Source organism: Nonomuraea ceibae, from assembly GCF_019396325.1.
Lineage (GTDB): Bacteria > Actinomycetota > Actinomycetes > Streptosporangiales > Streptosporangiaceae > Nonomuraea > Nonomuraea ceibae.
Map to the genome: position 1 here is coordinate 58061 of NZ_JAHKRO010000040.1, position 17419 is coordinate 75479.

The window sequence follows — 17419 nt, forward strand, 5'->3', positions numbered from 1 at the left end:
TCCCGGTCAGCCCCCGAGAGCAATTTCACCGATAGTACTATCGGTGAAATTCGACACAAGCCCCTTGGCTAGAGTTGTCGCCGGAGGTGCCCGTGACCCACACACCGCTCACCAGGAGCGAGGCCAAGGACCTGACCAGGCGCAGGCTGATCCGGGCGGCGCTGGCGATCCTCGACAAGGAGGGCGAGGCCGGACTGACCACCCTCAAGGTCGCCAAGGCCGCGGGCATCGCCCAGTCCACCTTCTACGTCCACTTCAAGGACAAGCAGGACCTGCTGCGCTCGCTCGGCGACGAGGGCGGCGAACGGCTGCGCCGGTCCATGCGCGAGGTCCGGCGGCAGGCGCGCGAGACCCACGACGCCGAACGGCACCGCGAGGCCTTCCGCATCCCGATCGAGGCCATCTGCCGCCACCCCGAGCTGCTGCGCATCCTCCAGCGGGCCCGCCACGACCCGGCCTCGCCGCTGCGCGAGTTCGCCATCGAGACGGCGGCCGCCTACCGCGACCACCACGCCGCCGACCTGGCCGCGCTCGGCTACACCGCCGACGACGAGCGCGACCGGCGACGCCTGGAGATGATCGCCGAAGGCGTCAACGCGGCCACCAACGCGCTGGCGCTCGGCCACCTCGAAGGCCGCTACCCCGACGTCGAGGAGGTGCTCGACGTGCTCGTCGCGCTGTCCAACGGGGCGCTGCGGCTGCTCAGGTCGGGAGCCTAGGCCGCCCAGTGGGTGGCCGGGAGCAGCGCCAGCTTGTTGAGGGCGGTCGCGACCAGGTCGGCGAAGACCGAAGCGCCGTGCTCGGAGGTGTGGGTGTCGTCCTGCTTCTCCCGCGACAGGTAGAGCGACTTCGACTCCTCCGGGCCCAGTGACTCGACCAGCTCACGGCTGTCGCGGGTGAGGTCGATGAGCGCCACGCCCTGCGCCGCCGCCACCGTGCGCATCTCCGCCGGCAGGTCCACGCCGAGCCCGTTGACGATCAGCCCGTCGAGGTCCAGCCGGGAGCCGGTGAAGCGGCGCCGCACGACCGGCGTCACCAGCACCGGCGTCGCGCCCCTGGCCTCGATGCCGTGCACGATCCGCGTCAGGTTGGAGCGGAACTCGACGGCGCTGGTCTGCTTGTCGTTGTGGCCGAACTGCACCAGCGCCACGTCACCGGGGCAGAGCTGGTCGCGCATCTCCGCCCACATCGCCGGATTGGCCAGGAACGACGCCGAGCTCTCACCCGACCCCGAATGGTTGACCACCGACAGGCCGCGCCCGAAATGGCGAGGCAGCCGCTGACCCCACCCGGTGTAGGGGGCGGTCGCCTGGTCGGTGACCGTGGAGTCGCCCGCCAGGAACAGCGCCCGGCCGCGGGTGCGCGCCAGCTCGATCGCGCGCACCTCCGGGGCCGGGCCGGTGAACGTCAGCGTCAGCCCCGGGCAGCCGTCGCCGTCGTAGCCGTTCTGCTGGCTCTCCGGCGTGCGGACGTTGACGGTGAACGCGTGCCGCGCCGGGCCGTCGCCGGGCGAGGCGATCGCCATCAGCCGGCGGGCCTCGGCCAGCACGTGTGTGGTCGCGCCACCGATCACGACAGACACGTCATAGTGTCCCGGGTCGACGTCGAAGATGCGGATGATCGGTGTCACGGGGTCCCTTTTATCGCCCGCCTGTGCTGAGTGGCAGGGCGATGGCGCGCTTGAGGATCTTGCCGGTCGGGGTAACCGGCAGCTCGTCCACGAACGAGACGTGCCGGGGGTATTTGTAGGCCGCCACCCGTTCGCGGACGAACGCGCGCAGCGTCTCGGCGTCGACAGGCATCCGCAAGGCCACCACGGCGGCGATCTCCTCTCCGAGTTCGGGGTGGGGGACCCCGATCACCGCGGCCTGCCTGACGGCCGGGTGCTCGTAGAGGACCTCCTCCACCTCGCGAGAGTACACGGTATAGCCCCCGCGGATGATCACATCGCGTCGTCTGTCCACCAGGAAGAAAAAACCATCCCCGTCGACCCTTCCGAGGTCCCCGGTATGAAACCAGCCACCCCGGATGGCCTCCGCCGTGGCCGCCGGATTGTTCCAGTAGCCCTTCATCACGTTCGGGCCGCGGATGACGATCTCGCCCACCTCGCCGCACGGCACCTCGTGGCCGTCCTCGTCCACGACCCGCATCTCGATGCCGCGCACCGGCCAGCCGACCGAGCCGGGGCGGCGGCCGTCGCCGCTGCGGTTCGTGGCGGCCAGCGCCGAGGTCTCGCTGAGCCCGTACCCCTCGACGATGCGGCAGCCGTAGCGGGTCTCGAAGGCGCGCAGCACGTCCACCGGGAGCGGGGCGCCGCCGGAGACGCAGACCCGCAGCAGCGACAGGTCGGAGACGCCCGGATGGTCGAGCAGCGCGATGTACATGGTCGGCACGCCCTGCAGCACCGTCACCCCGTCGCGGCGGATCACCTCCAGCGCCCGGCCCGCCTCGAAGCGGCGCATCAGCGTCAGCCGCGCGCCCGCGTGCACGGTCGCGTTGAGCGAGCAGGTCTGGCCGAAGGAGTGGTAGAGCGGCAGCGCCCCCAGCACCACGTCGTCGACGCCGAGCGCGTGCATGCGGGCCACGGTGGCGGCGTTGCCGCCCAGGTTGCCGTGGGTGAGCTCGATGCCCTTGGCCCGGCCGGTGGTGCCCGCCGTGTAGTGGATCACCGCGGTCTCGCCGTCGTCGCGCGGGACGACGCCCTCCTGCGGCGGCAGGCCGCGCAGCAGCCGGCGGAACTCGTCGGGGACGACGAAGAACAGGTCGGTGCGGGTGCCGGCGGTGCCCGCCTCGGCGGTCTCGGCGAACGCGTGCCAGGCGATCAGCAGCCGGGCCTGGCAGTCGCCCACGTACGAGGCGATCTCACGTTTTCTCAGCAGCGGGTCGAGCGGGACCACCACGGCCCCGACCCGCAGCACCCCGTAGTAGACGGCGGCGAACTCCGGCACGTTCGGCAGCATGATCGCCACGCGGTCGCCGGGCCCGACGCCGCGCTGCCGCAGCAGCGTCGCGATCCGCGCGGTCATCAGGTCGAGCGCGGCGTAGCTGAGCCGTGTCTCGTCCAGCGTGACGACCGTCCGTTCGCCGAGTCGCTCGGCGGACCTGTGGAGCCGGTCGGCGAGGTTCATGGCAACGACCGTACGCCGGGTGCCCCTCGGTCCTCATTGGTCGCGGTGGCCAGTCTTTTCCCGTCGGGATTGGTGGGGGGCAGCGCGTCCTGGAGCGCGATGGCCACCAGCAGCTCCACGAGGTCGTCGATGCGGCGCAGGCTGAGCCCGGTGCGCTCCTGGATGCGGCGCAGCCTGTACTGCGCGGTGTTGGGGTGGATCTGCAGCCGTTCGGCGGCGGTGCGCAGGTTGAGGTCGGCGGCGGCGAAGGCGCGGATCGTCGCGGTGAGCACGCCGCCGCGCGCCCGGTCCTCGTCCAGCAGCGCGGTGATGCGCGGATCGACCAGGTGGCGCGCGGTGTCGTCGGCGCGCAGCGCCAGATACTGGAACGCGGTGATCCGGGGCAGCGCGGCCACGCCGCCGCCCTCGGGCAGGAAGTCGAGCACCGCGCGGGCCTCCTGGTAGGCCTGCGGGATCTGGGCGGTGCCCGCGCCGACGGTGCTGATGCCCATCGCCAGCACGATGCCCTCGGCCAGCAGCGTCTCGCGCACGGCCTGGAGCCGGTCGCACAGCTCGCCGGCGTCGCCACCTGGGCCGAGCACCGGGATGGCCACGATCTCCGACTGCCGCACCACCGACAGCGTCCGCCCGCCGGGGCCGCCGGACCTGGCGATGGCCGCGCAGGCCGCGTGGCGGGCGTCGGCGCCCCGGTCGGGCCCTCTCGGCACGGCCGTGCGCAGCCCGAGCACGACGGCCACGACCACGAGCAGCGGCGTGCGCGACTCGGGCGCCAGGCCGTGCGCCTGGGCGGCGGCGAGCTGCGGTCCGCGCGTCGGCATCGCCCCGGCCAGCAGCGTCTCCAGCAGATCGCGGCTCTCGCGCACCGCCTCGGCGGCGGCGTACTGCTGGAACTCCATGTAGGCGTTGGCGGCGTGCGTGCTGGCGAAGTCGCAGTAGCGCATGACCATCGCGGCCAGCGACAGCGCGGCCTCGTGGCCGGCGAACGAGCGTCCTGCCCTGGCCAGCACCGACTCCCAGAAGACCTGCTGGCCGACGCGGAAGGCGTTGATGTAGTCGGCCAGCGGGAGCCCGGCCCTGGCCCGGCGCATGGCGGCCTGCCGGGTGTGGGCGACGTCGTCCGGCGTCACCGTCCGCTCCTCCAGGAGGACGGCGAGCTTGCTGCCGTAGTGGCGCATCACCTGGTCGCGCACGTCGGCCAGGAACTCGGGGGTCTGGGCCGCGTAGGCGGGGATCTCGGCCCGCATGGCGGCCACCGCCGTGTCGGCCAGGTCGTCGAGGTCGGCGAGCAGCTCGGCGAGGATGCGCGCGCGCTCGGCGCGGACAGGCCCGGCGCCGGTGAACGTCTCCATGCCGGAAGCACTGGACATGCCCGGGATGATCCATGCCGGTCGCGGCGCGGTCAACGGGTTGTGACCGGTCCGAGACAGAGCCTGTGCTCCGACGACAACCTTCGCGGCGCAGGTTGGGTCACCGTGCCCAATGCGGTCATAGACGGCCGGATCCTACGCTGACCCCAATTGCAGAACAATCTTCCGCTCGCTGCGCCCCAGGAGGCCGGATGCTGGAAGTACACGATCTCACGGTCCGCTTCGGAGGCATCACCGCGCTGGACGGCGTCGGCTTCTCCGTCGCCGCCGGCGAGATGGTGGGGCTGATCGGACCGAACGGCGCCGGCAAGACCACCCTGTTCAACTGCCTCACCCGGCGCTGCGACGCCGACGGGGGAACGGTCCGCCACGAGGGGAAGGACCTCCTGGCGGTGCCGCCGCACGCCATCGCGGCACTCGGCATCGCCAGGACCTTCCAGAACCTCGGCCTGTTCCCCCGCATCTCCGTACGCGACAACGTCATGGTCGGCGCGCACCACCGGGGCCGCGCCGGCTTCCTGACGGCGGCGCTGCGGCTGCCCGGCGTGCGCGGCGAGGAACGCGGGCTGCGCGCCGAGGCCGACGCTGTGCTGCAACGCCTCTCCCTGTCCCACGTCGCCGACCACCCGGCGGCCGGGCTGCCGTTCGGCACGCTCAAACGGGTCGAGCTGGCCAGGGCGCTCATCGGCCGGCCCCGGCTGCTGCTGCTCGACGAGCCGGTCAACGGGCTCAACTCGGCCGAGGTCGAGGAGTTCGCCGGCACGCTGAGCGCGCTGCGCGACGAGCACGACCTGACCGTGGTCGTCGTCGAGCACCACATGGGCTTCGTCATGGGCACCTGCGAGCGGATCGTCTGCCTCGACTTCGGCAGGAAGATCGCCGAAGGGCCGCCCGAGCAGGTGCAGCGCGACCCCGGCGTCATCGAGGCCTACCTGGGGACGGCGGTATGAGCGAGCTGACGGTCCACGACCTGCACGCCGGGTACGGCGGCGCGCAGGTGCTGCACGGCGTGAGCCTCACCGTGGGCGAAGGCGAGATCTGCGCGATCCTCGGCCCCAACGGCGCCGGCAAGACGACCCTGCTGCGCGCCCTGTCGGGCATGGTCAAGGGACGCGGCAGCGTCCGGCTCGACGGCGCCGAACTGCTCGGCCGCCCGCCCGACGCGCTCGCCCGCCTGGGCGTCGCCCACGTCCCGGAGGGGCGCGGCACGTTCACCCAGCTCACCGTCGAGGAGAACCTCCGGCTCGGCGCGTACGTCCGGCGCTCCGGCGTGGAGGACGACCTGGAGCGCATCTACACCTACTTCCCCGCGCTGAAACCCCGGCTCAGGCAGGCGGCGGGCAGCCTCAGCGGCGGCGAGCAGCAGATGCTCGCGCTCGGCCGGGCGCTCATGCTGCGCCCCCGGCTGCTCCTGCTGGACGAGCCCTCCCTGGGCCTGGCCCCGCTGGTCACCAGGGAGCTGTTCCACATCGTGCGGGCCGTCAACGAACAGGAGCGGACCACCGTGGTCGTCGTCGAGCAGAACGCCCATCTCGCCCTCGGCGTCGCCCAGCAGGCGCACGTCCTGGAGACCGGCAGGATCGTGCTGTCGGGCACCGCGGCCGACATCCGGGCCGACGAGCAGGTCGCCCAGTCCTACCTCGGATACCGGGTCTAGTCATGGCCGGATTCCTGCAACAGGTCATCGTGGGGCTCGGCACCGGCGCCATCTACGCCAGCCTCGCCCTCGCGCTCGTGCTCATCTACCGGTTCACCGGGATCGTCAACTTCGCCCAGGGCGAGCTGGCCATGTTCTCGGCCTACATCGCCTGGCAGTTCACCGCCGCGGGCGTGCCGTTCTGGCTGTCGCTGGTGCTCGCGCTGGCCGTGTCGTTCGCGGGCGGCATGCTCGTCGAACGGGTGATCATCCGGCCGGTCGAGGGCGCGCCCGAGCTGACCGTGGTCATCGTCACCGTGGGGCTGTTCATCTTCGTCAACGCCGCCGCCGGCTGGATCTGGACGTTCCTCATCAAGGACTTCCCCAACCCGTTCCCGGGCGGCGCGCTGCACGTGGGCGGGCTCAGCGTGGCCTTCTCCACGCTCGGCGTCCTGGCCGTCGTGGGGGTCGTCATGGGGCTGCTCTACCTGCTGTTCCAGCACACCAAGATCGGGCTGGGCATGCGGGCGGTGTCGGCCAACCCCGACTCGGCGCGGCTCGTCGGCATCCGCGTCGGCTGGACGCTCGCGCTCGGCTGGGGGCTGGCCGCCACCGTCGGCGCCGTGTCCGGCGTGCTCGTCGCGCCGCTGCTGTTCCTGGAGCCGAACATGATGGGCGGCGTCCTCATTTACGCCTTCGCCGCCGCCACGCTCGGCGGCTTCGACAGCCCGCTCGGCGCTGTCGTCGGCGGGCTCGTCGTGGGCGTGGCCGAGACCCTGGCCGGCGCGTACGTCACCGCCATCGGGCCCGACCTCAAGGTCGGCGTGCCGCTGGCGATCATCCTCGGCGTCCTGCTGCTGCGGCCCCAGGGCCTGTTCGGGCGAGCGGTGGTGGAGCGGGCATGAGCGAGTCGACGCAGGTGAGCGACCGTACGACCGCCCGCGAGCAGGCCCCGGCCCGTCCCGCGGCGACCCGATGGCGGTGGGCCGCGGCGGCGGCGCTGCTGGCGGCGGCCGTCTACGCGCCCTTCCAGCTCGTGCCGTTCCACGTCTTCCAGCTCACCATGGTGCTGATCTACGCTGTGGCGCTGCTCGGGCTGAACCTGCTCGTCGGGCACGCCGGGCAGATCTCCCTGGGGCACGGGGCGTTCTTCGCCGTCGGCGCCTACACCGCGGCGATCCTGCTCGACCGGTGGGACGCGCCCTACCCGCTGACCCTGCCCGCCGCCGCCCTGGTCGCGTTCGTGCTCGGGCTGGCGTTCGGGGTGCCCGCGATGCGGCTGCGCGGGCTCTATCTGGCCCTGGTCACGCTGGCCATCGCGATCTTCCTGGTGCCGCTGCTCAAGCGGTTCGAGGAGGTCACCGGCGGCTCGATGGGGCTGTCGCTGGCCAAGCCCGCCCCGCCCGCGTGGAGCGGGCTCGCCGAGGACCAGTGGCTGTACTTCCTCGCCCTGGCCGTCACCGTCGCCGCGTTCCTGCTGGCCGCGAGCCTGCTGCGGTCCCGGGTCGGGCGGGCCCTGCACGCCGTCCGCGACGACGAGGCCGCGGCCGAGGTCATGGGCGTGCGGCCGGCGTACTACAAGACGCTGGCCTTCGCGTGGAGCGCGATGTTCGCCGGGATCGCCGGGTGCCTCTACACGTGGGTGATCGGGTTCGTCTCGCCCGACTCGTTCGTGGTCAACCTGTCGATCACCCTGCTGGCCGGGCTCGTCGTCGGCGGGCTCGGGTCGCTGTCCGGCCCGGTGCTCGGCGCACTGTTCGTGATGTTCGTGCCGAGCATCTCCCAGGACATCAACGAGGCCGCGCCCGGCGTCATCTTCGGCCTCCTCATCATCGCGGTCATGTACGTCGCGCCGACCGGGCTGGCCGGGCTGGCCGGACGCGCCGCGAACTCGATCAAGAAGACCCTCCGGAAGGGGTAACGGCATGCGTTTATCTGCGATCGGCCGCACGGCGGTGACGGCCACCCTGCTGATCGCCGCGGCGGCCTGCGGAGGGCGGGACAGCGGCGGCGGAGACGCCCAGGCCACGGGCGCCGCGGGCGGCCAGTGCGCCAGCCAGCAGACCACCGGCATCACCGACACCACGCTCAAGCTCGGCGGCATCTACCCGCTGTCGGGGCCCGCGTCCGCCTACGGCGCCATCCCCAAGGGCATCAAGGCCTACTTCGACTATGTCAACGCCGAGAAGGGCGGCATCGGCGGGCGCAAGGTCGAGTTCGTCGTGCGCGACGACGGCTACCAGCCGCCCAAGGCCGTCGAGGAGGCGCGCCGGCTGGTCGAGCAGGAGCAGGTGTTCGCCCTCTTCCAGACGCTCGGCACCCCGTCCACCACCGCGACCTGGGACTACACCAACCAGCAGAAGGTCCCGCAGGTCTTCGTCGCCACCGGCGCGTCCGTGTGGGGGACCGACACCGCGCACCCGTGGACCATCGGCTGGCAGCCCAACTACGTCTCCGAGGCCCGCGTCTACGCCCAGTTCCTCAAGCAGGAGCACCCGGACGCCAAGGTCGCCGTCCTCTACCAGAACGACGACTTCGGCAAGGACCTGCTCGGCGGCTTCAAGAACGCCATCGCCGGCACCGGCGTCACGATCGCGGCCGAGCAGAGCTACGAGGTCTCCGACCCGACCGTGGACCCGCAGATGCGCAACCTGGCCGAATCCAAGGCCGACGTGTTCCTCAACGTCACCACGCCCAAGTTCGGCTCCCAGGCGCTCGCCGCCGACGCCAAGAACACCGCCTGGAACCCGCTGCACATCGTCAACAACGTCGCCGCCTCCATCACCGTGCTCAAGCCCGTCGGCTTCGAGAACGTGCAGGGCGTCGTCTCCGCCACCTACTACAAGGACCCCGTCGACCCCACCTGGGCCGACGACGCCGAGATGAAGCTCTACAAGGCCAAGATGCAGCAGTACGCGCCCGACGCCGACCCGCAGGTGCCCTACCACGCCTTCGGCTGGGCCGTGGCCAGCAGCTTCCACAAGGCGATGGAGGCCGCCAAGTGCCCCACGCGGGAGGGGCTGCGCGACTCGGTCCGCAACCTGCAGGGGATTCAGGTGGACATGCTGCTGCCCGGCGTGAAGCTGGAGACCGGGCAGGGTGACGGCTTCCCGATCGAGTCGCTGCAGCTCATGCGGTTCAAGGGCGAGCGGTGGGAGCTGTTCGGCGAGGTGATCGACACCCGCAAGGAGTTCGGCCCGCTCACCGGCTGACGCTGCGAGCCAGGGCCGCCGTCTTCCCTCCGGGGCGGCGGCCCCGGGCGGGTGACGGCGTCGAGCCGGTCGGCCTGGTCAGCGCAGTCAGGACCAGGCCACGGGATGACGGCCGCGAGGCGCTAGCGGTTCCGGGCCGCGCGCTCGCGCTCGTACGCGGCGTTGATGCGCAGCGCCTCGGCGAGCTGGTCCTCCAGGATGATGATCCGGCAGGCGGCCTCGACCGGAGTGCCCTGGTCGACGAGCTCGCGGGCCCGGGCGGCCAGGCGAAGCTGGTAGCGGGAGTAGCGCCGGTGGCCGCCACCGGAGCGTTTCGGCTCGATCAGCTTGGCGGCGCCCAGAGCCCGGAGGAACGTCGGGGTGACGCCCAGCATCTCGGCTGCCGCGCCCATGCTGTAGGCGGGGTAGTCCTCGTCGTCGAACCGGTCCTCGGCCGTGTGTTCGGCCGGCTCGGCCGGTTCGGCAATCCTGCCGCGGGCGAGCGTGTCACCCTCGGCGTTCGAACGGCGTTGATCCATACATTCCTTTCCGAAACGCGAACAGGGGGCCCCGGCGCAGGTCGCGCCGGGGCCCCGAAGAGTTCAACACCATCTACCGGCCATCAGGCCGGCTCATCTTTTCCGCATCCACCGCGCTGGGCGGCGGTGATGCGCGGATCGCGGATGCGTGACCGTAGACCACCTTCCTAACTGTGGAACTGCGGTACCCGAGCGGCGAGACTCAGCCGGCAACGGGCGATCCCGATGGCGTCAACACTCCCTTCATCTTTCTCTTCCGGACCTTTGTCCTACTTCACTTGCGGCAGCGCGTCCACGGTCGGGGCCCCTAACCACTGCGCTGGCCCGTCACGTCCGACCTTCTGCCATCCAATACTCCGGGCGGTTCGTCGTGGTGCTTACTGCTGCCGCCCGGCGAATCAGTTCCTTGCGATGTCAGAAAGACTAGCTCGCTCGCCACCAAATGTCTACTACGGCCGTGACAGATTTTCGGTAGCGGCGGAATCGGGAAGTCGGTGGGGCGGTGGGCGTCCCTTCCGGCGCCGCCCGTTCGTCGTGAAGATGGGGAACCCATGCCGCGGAGGATGCGATGCAGTACGCCTTGATGATCTACAGCGAGTCCAGCTACCTGGAGGGGCTGCCGGACGACGAGCGCGAGGCCGCCCACGCCGACTACCGCGCGCTGGCCGAGGACGACCGGTTCGTCTCGGCGGCGCAGTTGGAGCCGGCGGAGACGGCGACCTGCGTGCGCCTGGCGGGCGGCCGGACGCTGATGACCGACGGGCCGTTCGCCGACACCAAGGAGGTGCTCGGCGGGTTCTGCCTGATCGAGGCGGCCGACCTGGACGAGGCGGCGGAGCTGGCGGCGCGCATCCCGGCGGTGCGGCTCGGCGGCACCGTGGAGATCAGGCCGCTGGCCCAGCCCTGACCTGATCGGATCGGATGGATCGGATCGGAGGAGAACGGTGCTGGAGGAGGCGTTCCGCGACGAGTGGGGCCGGGTCGTGGCCTCGCTGGTCGGGTTCCTCGGCGACTTCGACCGGGCCGAGGACGCCGCCCAGGAGGCGTTCGCCGTGGCGGCGCGGACCTGGCCGAGGACCGGGCCCCCCGACTCGCCGGGCGCGTGGCTGGTGACGACGGCCCGCAACCGGGCGATCGACCGGCTCCGCAGGGAGCGCGCCCTGGCCGGGAAGATGCACCTGCTGGCGGAGCCGGAGGCCACCGTGGACGAGGCCGACGACACGTTGATCAAGGACGAGCGACTTGAGCTGATCTTCACCTGCTGCCATCCGGCGCTGCCCCTGGAGGGCCAGGTGGCGCTCACGCTGCGCGCGCTCGGCGGCCTGAACACCGCCGAGATCGCCCGCGCGTTCCTGGTGTCCGAGGAGACCATGAAACGGCGCCTGACCCGCGCCAAGACCAAGATCAGGGCGGCGGGCATCCCGTTCACGGTGCCGGGCGCGCACCTGCTGCCCGAACGGCTCGACGCCGTGCTGGCCGTCCTCTACCTGATCTACAACGAGGGCTACAGTGGCCGCGTCGACCTCGGCGCCGAAGCCATCCGCCTGGGACGGGTGCTGGCCGCGCTCCTGCCGGACGAGCCCGAGACGTACGGGCTGCTGGCGCTGATGCTCATCCACCACGCCCGGCGGAGGGCCAGGTTCGCCGGCGAGCGGGGCGAGGATTTGGTGCTGCTCGACGACCAGGACCGGTCGCTGTGGGACCTGGACCGGATCGCCGAGGGCCGGGCGGTGCTCGACCGGGCGATCGCGCTGGGCGGGCGCGGCGCGTACGTCGTCCAGGCCGCCATCGCCTCACTCCAGGCGCACGAGCGGGTCGACTGGCCGCAGGTCGCCGAGCTGTACCGGCGGCTGGCGGCGCTGACCGGCTCGGCGGTGGTCGAGCTCAACCGGGCCGTGGCGCTCGCTCAGGCCGGCGACCCGGCCGGGGCGCTGTGCGCCGTCGACCGGCTCGACCTGGACGGCTACCTCTACTTCCACTCCACGCGCGGCGAGCTGCTGCGGCGGCTCGGCCGCGACGGCGAGGCCAGGGCCGCCTACCGGCGGGCGCTCGACCTGGCCGTGTCGACCCCCGAGCAGCGGTTCCTCACCCGGCGGCTCGAACAGCTCTGACCCTGTCCCGGCGGCCGCCGCCCGTTCGTCCCCTGGGTAGGAACGCGCTCCCGCGGATCGTGCTCGCCGCGCTCGTCGTCCGGGGGCGGTTCGGCCCTACCGACAAGGAGAACCGCATGTCCGCCATCGCCGAGGCCAACAAGGCCACCCTCCGGCGCTTCCACGACGCCGTCAGCTCCGGGGACGCCGAGTTCATCGCCAGGACGATCGACGAGATCGTCGACCCGGGCGTGCTGATCCGCACGCCGCTGCCGATCCGGACGGAGGGCGTCGAAGCGCTGAAGGAGGTGCTGCTGACCCTGCACAGCGCCTTCCCCGACCTGCGCGTCGAGGTCGAGGACGTGATCGCCGAAGGGGACAAGGTCGTCACCAGGAACACCTGCACCGGCACGCACCTGGGCGAGTACCTGGGCCTGGCGCCCACCGGCCGGTCCGTCACGTACAAGGAGATCCTCATCGCCCGGTTCGCCGGTGGGCGGCTCGCCGAGACCTGGGCGGTCGTCGACGTGGCCGCGCAGATGCGGCAGCTCGGCGTGCTCCCGGGCTGACCGTGCTCCCGGGCTGACCGTGCCCCCGCCGGTCCCGGGACCGGCGGGGGCGGGAGATCACTCGCGGGCGTCCGGCGCCGACAGCACCGCCGTGGTGGCGGCCGGGCGGCGCGGGATGTCCCGCAGGCTGAAGGCGTACCTGGCCGTGGAGTCCGCGATCGCGTCGGAGTTCACGTCCAGGGCCGTCGCGTTGACGTTCGACAGCGTGTCGCACGCCTGGTGGTAGCAGGGGTCGAACGCGACGCCCGCCGTGCCGCCGAACAGCGCGGCCTGCTCGGGCGTCTTGATCTGCTCGGCGCCGGTGAAGATGCCGCCCGACGGGATGCCGACCGCGATGAACGGCCCGTAGTCGGAGCGGCCGTCGAAGTCGGTGCCGATCGTGGGCAGGCGGCGGGCCTCGTAGAAGTCCTCGAACCCGGCCTCGATCTCGGCGGACCCGGCAGGCCCCGCGGGCGCGCCGGTGGCGTCGGAGTCGTCACCGTCATAGAGGAACGTCGCGTGGTTGGGCGAGGCGATCATGTCGAAGTTCAGGTAGAGCCTGATCCGGTCCCGCTCGGCCTGGCTCAGGCTCTCGACGTACTGGTCCGAGCCCAGCAGGCCGATCTCCTCGGCGGCCCAGAACGCGAAGCGCACCTTGTTCCTGACCGGGAAGTGCCGCATCTGCAGCGCGGTCTCCAGGATGGCGGCGCTGCCGGAGGCGTTGTCGTTGATGCCCGGTCCCTCATGGACGCTGTCGAGGTGGCCGCCGACCATGACGACGTTGCGCGGGTCGCCGCCCCGCGTCTCGGCGATCACGTTCTCGTCGGTGCCGAGCGTCAGCGTCGCGTCCACCTTGAGCCTGACCTGCGTGCCCGGCGTCGCCGCCAGCGCCTGGCCGACGGCGAAGTCGGCGTAGACCATCGGCACCCCGGCCCGCCACTCGCCGATGTCCAACGGGTTCGCCTCGGTGCGGCCCGGCTGGCCCTCGTTGAACACGATGATCCCGGACGCCCCGGCGAACCCGGCGAGCCGGATCTTCGTCGCGAACGGGCAGGTGCCGCGCTGGATGAGCGCGATGTTGCCCGCCTGGAAGCCGGCGAAGTCCGACGCCTCGCAGCCGCTGGTCGACGACGGCGCCGGCGACGGCGGCAGCGTCAGGTCCACGCCCTGCACGAGCGCCGTCACGTCCCCGGCGGGCGACGGCTGGAAGGTGTAGAAGTCCTCGTTCGGCGTGTACGAGCCGAGCAGCGGCGGGGAGTTCTCCGTCCAGCCCTCGACGAAGTTGATCGGCTGGAGCGAGACCTTGTAGCCGGCCTGGCGCAGCTTGCCGGCCACGTAGTCGCGGGAGGCGTCGTAACCGGGCGTGCCGGCCGCCCGGTTGCCGCCGTTGGCCGTGGCCAGCGCCTGGAAGGTTTTCAGATGCTTGTTGACGTTGACGCCCTTGACCTTCTTCACCAGCAGCCTGGCGAAGGCGTCGTCCACGTGCCCCCCGGCGTGGGCCGGTGGCGCGAGGGCGAGGGGCACGGCGATGGCCGTGGCCACGGCCAGGGCACGGATGACGCCTTGACGAAGACGCATGATCATTTCGCACTTCCCATGGGACAGCCTGAAGCACCCGATTCCCCCGAGGCGTGCTGAAGGGAACGTATTACCGCGGTTCCCTGCTGAGAAGCCCCGGCCAGCCCAGGGAATGTGCGAGATTCCGGACAATCCTGCGGTTGACGGCGTGGCCGCCGCTGTCTATAGGGGCCCTCTCCACCAGGGGCCGCGGATGGCGTACGTCCGGCCCGGCGGGTCCAGCGACCGGGTGCCGCCGAGCTGGTTGACGAACAGCACCGAGCCGTCCGGGCTGAAGCACGCCCCCGCGAACTCGCTGTCGTCGGCGATGTTCACCGCGAACTCGAACGGCTCACCGCCGCGCGGGTCCAGCCCGATCAGCCGGTTGACGTTGGTCAGGCCCGGAGCCAGCGGGTGCGGGTCGTCGTCCTCCGACGCGTCGTCCTCGCACAGCACGATGCCGCCGCGCGGGGTGAACGTCAGGTTGTCCGGCGAGTCCAGCTCCTTGCGCCCGCGCGACTCGTACACCAGCACCAGCGTGCCGCCGGTGCGGCCGGGCACGTACTGCCAGACCTGGCCGTAGCCCTTCAGGTAGCCCTCCTCGTCAGGGCCGTCGCCGGTCTTGGCGTCGCCGCCGCTGGTGGAGTTGAAGAACACCGCCCCGTCACCCCACCAGCAGCCCTCCAGCCGGTTGAACTTGGCCGCGCCCTTGGCCAGCCCCTGCTGCGCGCAGGTCGCCGCGCCGTTCTCCAGGTCGGGGTCCGGGTCGTCGATCCGCACCCACTCGACCGGCAGCCGGGCGCCCATCCGCTGGCCCTCGCGGCAGTCGTAGCCGTCCACGCCGACGATCTTGAGCATCTCCAGCACGCCGCCGGCCGACAGATCGCGCGGGTTACGGGGGCGGAACCGGTAGAACCCGTCGGGCTTGCCCGGATCGTCCTCGGTCTCGTACACGTACCCGGTGTACGGGTCGACGGCGACGGCCTCGTGCGAGAAGCGGCCCATCGCGGTGAGCGGCATGGACGCGGCCGGGCTGCCCGGCTCCGGGCCGTGCAGCGGCACCTCGAAGACGTAACCGTGCTTGCGCTGCCAGCCCTGCTGCGGACCGGCCCACGTCTCCTCGCACGACAGCCAGCCCCGGTTGTGCAGCATGCGGCCGCCCGCGCAGTTGGCGATCGTGCCGTTGAGGCTGACGAAGTGGCGTAACAGCTCGCCGGTGCGCAGGTCCACCTCCAGCGTGGTGGTGCCGGCGACGCCCAGCTCGTCGTAGCGCTGCGAGCCCGGCACGTGCACGCGGCCGTCCGGGTAGCCGGGCGGCGTGCGCACCTCGTGGTTGCGGATCAGCCGGACCGTGTGGGAGCGGGTGCCGGGGAAGGCGGCCATGCCGTCGTGCGCCATCGGCGTCGGCACGCCGTCGGACATCGGCGTGCCCGTCTTGCCGAAGACGACGTAGGAGAATCCGGCGGGCAGGGCGAGCAGTTCCTCCCCGGTGTTGGTGGTGGGGGTGCGCTGCAGCTCGCCGTATCCCGCGTAGCCGGAACGGGGTGAGCGCCGTCCCGCGTCTGCCCAGGCGGCGTGCGCGCCCAGGGTGTTGATGGCGATGCCGCTCGCGAGCACGCCTCCGGTGGTGGCCAGGAAGGACCTACGCCTCATGCATGAACTCCTTGTGAACAAGAGATTTCCACACACTAAACGGATCTTGTGTCCCGGAGGCAGGCCCAAATGATCGCGTAGCCTGGACGGGTGCTCCAGCGGGTCCTGCGGATTGCGGTCGCGCTCACCGTCGTGGTTCTGGCCGTCCTCCCCGACGGCGGAGCCGGTCCCGGCCATGACCCCTGCCCGCCCCGCGACACCCGCGTCGCCGTCTCCTACCCGATCACCGGCTACTGGGTGATCCCGCGCGCCGACCACTGCGCCACCCGGCGTACGGTCGAGGCCGTGCACGCCGTCGGCGGCGACACGCTCATCACGTTCGGCGCGCGCATCCTGCCCGCCCGGCCCGACGCCCGAGGCCGCATCCCCGCCGTCGCCGGCTGCGTCGAGGACGGCCGCACCTGCTACGAGGCCGCGCGGGCGACCGGCAGGCCCATCCGCCGCGTCTACACGTACGTGACGAGCGAACGGTTCGGCGACGCCGTGCTGCGCTGCCCCGGCCTCGACCGGCGCGTCGAGCACGACGGACGCACCTACTACCGGCTCATGCTCGCCCCCGCCTGCGACGCCGCCGCCTTCGACCTGCTCCTGATCGCCACCGACGGCGACGGCGTCGGCGACCTGCTCACCGAGGCCGCCGCGTACGGCATGGCCGTCATCCCCGGCCTGCCCGTGCCGCCCAAGGACCCCGCCAAACCCTGGCTGCCCGACCTCGCCCACCTGCCGGCGCTCAACGAGCTCACCGCGCGCGTCATGGCCGACTACCGGCGCCGCCACGCCGCCTCACCCGCGCTCGGCGGCGTCTACCAGTCGTTCGAACTCGCCATGCGCGACCGCGCCGACGACGACCCCATCATCGCCCTGTACGCCGCCCAGCACGCCGTCGTCGCCGCCGGACTGCCCGGCGAGACGATCATGGTCAGCCCGTTCTGGGACGCCCGGCGCGGGCGTGGCTTCCCGCCCGCCCAGGTCGGCAAGGGCCTGGCCGACATCGCCGCCACCCGCGCCGGCGCGCCCATGGCCATCGCCGTCCAGGACGGGCGCGGCGTCGGCAAGGTCCCCGTCCACGGCCCCGACCAGGCCGCCGCCCCCGTCGACGCGCGCCTCCAACCCGTCGTCGGCCGCGTCGCCAACCAGGCCGCCTACCACGGCTCCACCCGCGACTACGTGGCCGCCGCCGCCCGCCACCTGACCCCCGGCGTCGAGCTCTGGGTGAACGTCGAGGTCTTCGAACCCACCCAGGTCGCCGGCGAGTGCGGCCGGGCCAACCCGTTCCCGCTGCGCGGCCGCGCCACCAAGAGCCGCGTCGACGCCCAGGTCGCCGCCGTCGGCCGGCACGCCAGCAAGATCATCTCGTACGGGTGGGACCCGTTCCTGACCTGCCGCCACTCCCACGCCACGCCGTCGCTGGCCGACGACCTCACCGCCCACGGGCAGCGGCCCATCATCGCCCACGCCCGCCCCGCCGCGTACGGCGGCCGCACCGGCGTCCTCGTCGAGGGCTACCACCTCGCGGGCGGCACCCTCACCTTCACCTACCGCCAGTCCGGCGGCGCCACCGCCCGGGTCACCGTCCCCCAGACCTGGCACGACCCGCGCACCGGCGCCGACCCCCGCCTCCCGGACGGCCTCCAGTCCGCCTGGGCCCCCTTCACCCCCCACCGCCCCGACCCCGCCCACCCCTGGATCACCATCACCGCCACCACCCCC

The 17419-nt window shown here is 72.1% G+C and carries 16 protein-coding genes; 10 read left to right on the forward strand and 6 right to left on the reverse strand.

What is annotated here, in order from left to right:
- Window positions 1-92: 92 nt before the first annotated feature.
- Window positions 93-719 (forward strand): TetR family transcriptional regulator, encoded by a 627-nt coding sequence (locus KME80_RS24130; protein WP_219508399.1) that lies wholly within the window; start codon window positions 93-95, stop codon window positions 717-719.
- On the opposite strand, the gene KME80_RS24135 is transcribed toward KME80_RS24130, so the two are convergent.
- The 3 genes from KME80_RS24135 to KME80_RS24145 are packed head-to-tail and all read right to left on the reverse strand — an operon-like array spanning window position 716 to window position 4495.
- Window positions 716-1630 carry a rhamnogalacturonan acetylesterase gene (locus KME80_RS24135; RefSeq protein WP_219508400.1) on the reverse strand — a complete coding sequence of 305 codons (915 nt, stop codon included), beginning with the start codon at window positions 1628-1630 and terminating at the stop codon, window positions 716-718. The genes KME80_RS24130 and KME80_RS24135 overlap by 4 nt on opposite strands.
- Window positions 1631-1640: 10 nt before the next feature.
- Window positions 1641-3128, reverse strand: coding sequence for a long-chain-fatty-acid--CoA ligase (locus KME80_RS24140; RefSeq protein ID WP_219508401.1), 1488 nt, complete (start codon window positions 3126-3128; stop codon window positions 1641-1643).
- On the reverse strand, window positions 3125-4495 hold the full coding sequence (locus tag KME80_RS24145; protein WP_246645652.1) for a PucR family transcriptional regulator: 1371 nt from the start codon (window positions 4493-4495) through the stop codon (window positions 3125-3127). Before KME80_RS24145 ends, KME80_RS24140 begins: the two co-directional genes overlap by 4 nt.
- Before the next feature lie 191 nt (window positions 4496-4686).
- Here KME80_RS24145 and KME80_RS24150 point away from each other — a divergent pair, with 191 nt between their 5' ends.
- The 5 genes from KME80_RS24150 to KME80_RS24170 are packed head-to-tail and all read left to right on the forward strand — an operon-like array spanning window position 4687 to window position 9343.
- Complete coding sequence (locus tag KME80_RS24150; RefSeq protein ID WP_219508402.1) at window positions 4687-5445, forward strand: ABC transporter ATP-binding protein; 759 nt, start codon at window positions 4687-4689, stop codon at window positions 5443-5445.
- Complete coding sequence (locus tag KME80_RS24155) at window positions 5442-6152, forward strand: ABC transporter ATP-binding protein (RefSeq protein ID WP_219508403.1); 711 nt, start codon at window positions 5442-5444, stop codon at window positions 6150-6152. The genes KME80_RS24150 and KME80_RS24155 overlap by 4 nt, the downstream gene beginning before the upstream one ends.
- Window positions 6153-6154: 2 nt before the next feature.
- Window positions 6155-7036: a branched-chain amino acid ABC transporter permease gene (locus tag KME80_RS24160; RefSeq protein WP_219508404.1), complete on the forward strand. Its 882-nt coding sequence runs from the start codon at window positions 6155-6157 to the stop codon at window positions 7034-7036.
- Window positions 7033-8052 (forward strand): branched-chain amino acid ABC transporter permease, encoded by a 1020-nt coding sequence (locus KME80_RS24165; protein WP_219508405.1) that lies wholly within the window; start codon window positions 7033-7035, stop codon window positions 8050-8052. The genes KME80_RS24160 and KME80_RS24165 overlap by 4 nt, the downstream gene beginning before the upstream one ends.
- A gap of 4 nt (window positions 8053-8056) precedes the next feature.
- Window positions 8057-9343, forward strand: a complete 1287-nt coding sequence (locus KME80_RS24170; RefSeq protein WP_219508406.1) for an ABC transporter substrate-binding protein — start codon at window positions 8057-8059, stop codon at window positions 9341-9343.
- 122 nt (window positions 9344-9465) lie between these two features.
- Here KME80_RS24170 and KME80_RS24175 read toward each other — a convergent pair whose 3' ends face one another.
- Window positions 9466-9735 carry a helix-turn-helix domain-containing protein gene (locus tag KME80_RS24175; RefSeq protein WP_219508417.1) on the reverse strand — a complete coding sequence of 90 codons (270 nt, stop codon included), beginning with the start codon at window positions 9733-9735 and terminating at the stop codon, window positions 9466-9468.
- A gap of 694 nt (window positions 9736-10429) precedes the next feature.
- On the opposite strand from KME80_RS24175, the gene KME80_RS24180 reads away from it, so the two are divergent.
- The 3 genes from KME80_RS24180 (at window position 10430) to KME80_RS24190 (ending at window position 12520) form a co-directional block, all read left to right on the forward strand.
- Entirely contained in the window at window positions 10430-10768 is a 339-nt protein-coding gene (locus tag KME80_RS24180) for a YciI family protein (protein ID WP_219508407.1), read from the forward strand.
- A 37-nt stretch (window positions 10769-10805) separates the two neighbouring features.
- Window positions 10806-11972, forward strand: a complete 1167-nt coding sequence (locus tag KME80_RS24185; RefSeq protein WP_308125904.1) for an RNA polymerase sigma factor — start codon at window positions 10806-10808, stop codon at window positions 11970-11972.
- A gap of 116 nt (window positions 11973-12088) precedes the next feature.
- Window positions 12089-12520, forward strand: coding sequence for an ester cyclase (locus KME80_RS24190; RefSeq protein WP_219508408.1), 432 nt, complete (start codon window positions 12089-12091; stop codon window positions 12518-12520).
- Window positions 12521-12577: 57 nt separating this feature from the next.
- Here the strand turns inward: KME80_RS24190 and KME80_RS24195 are convergent, their stop codons facing one another.
- The gene (locus tag KME80_RS24195; RefSeq protein WP_219508409.1) at window positions 12578-14077 is read right to left on the reverse strand and encodes a M28 family metallopeptidase; all 1500 of its coding nucleotides are present in this window, start codon (window positions 14075-14077) and stop codon (window positions 12578-12580) included.
- 162 nt (window positions 14078-14239) lie between these two features.
- Window positions 14240-15709 carry a PhoX family protein gene (locus tag KME80_RS24200; RefSeq protein ID WP_219508410.1) on the reverse strand — a complete coding sequence of 490 codons (1470 nt, stop codon included), beginning with the start codon at window positions 15707-15709 and terminating at the stop codon, window positions 14240-14242.
- Between the two features lie 90 nt (window positions 15710-15799).
- Here KME80_RS24200 and KME80_RS24205 point away from each other — a divergent pair.
- Window positions 15800-17419, forward strand: a 1620-nt coding sequence (locus KME80_RS24205; RefSeq protein ID WP_219508411.1) for a DUF4434 domain-containing protein, incomplete at its 3' end; no start/stop codon positions are given.